The organism is Pedobacter sp. 01N416 (assembly GCF_056399685.1).
Map to the genome: position 1 here is coordinate 1 of NZ_JBFTRT010000969.1, position 819 is coordinate 819.

1 protein-coding gene is annotated in these 819 nt (G+C 40.5%); it reads right to left on the reverse strand.

Translation table 11 applies throughout. The features are described 5' to 3' along the window. On the reverse strand, positions 1-736 hold a 736-nt coding region (locus tag AC1DND_RS28730), incomplete at its 3' end, for a TonB-dependent receptor plug domain-containing protein (RefSeq protein ID WP_477586360.1). Between the last annotated feature and the right edge of the window lie 83 nt (positions 737-819).

Consider the following 819-nt stretch of genomic DNA (forward strand, 5'->3'; position numbering starts at 1 on the left):
AGTAAGAATCGAGCGTAATTTTTGGTAGTCCTGCTGAACCTTTTTTTGTGGTAATGATAACCACACCATTATTTGCTCTTGAACCATAGATAGAAGCAGAAGAAGCATCTTTCAATACTTGCATGCTTTCGATATCATTCTGATTAAGCCAGGATAGTTTTCCCTCAAACGGAACCCCATCAATTACATAAAGTGGGTCATTGTTATTAATGGTACTAAAACCCCGGATTCTGATTTGTGGCGTTGAACCAGGAGCCCCGTCATTTACAATTTGTACCCCTGTTGCTTTTCCTTGCAACGCTTCTACAGCACTTGCTGCAGGCTGGGCCTTTAACAGTTCCATACTTACTACAGCCACAGAACCAGTTAAGTCTTTCTTCCGCTGAGAAGAATAACCAGTCACTACAACATCTGTAAGGTTATTATTGTTGGCTTGTAATACAATTGAAATGTTGGTTTGGGTACCCACTGTTACTTCTTTACTGCCATAGCCAACAAAAGAAATAACCAACACATCAGTAGGTTTTACGCTCAGCGAGAAGGCCCCATTTGCATCAGTAGCGGTACCACCGCTACCATTTTTAATTTTGATCGTGGCGCCAACCACAGGCAGTTTATCATCACTTGCAATAACTTTACCAGTGATTTTTGATTGGGCCATTGCGCCGAGGGCAAATAACATCCCCAAACACAAGAGAAGAAAACTCCTCTTGATACAAGATAGATTTTGTTTCATAGGTTATAAATGATTAGGTGAAATAATGCGTACTCAATACGACTGATGTACTTCTAGGTTAATAAACTTAGCAGCATCAGGTG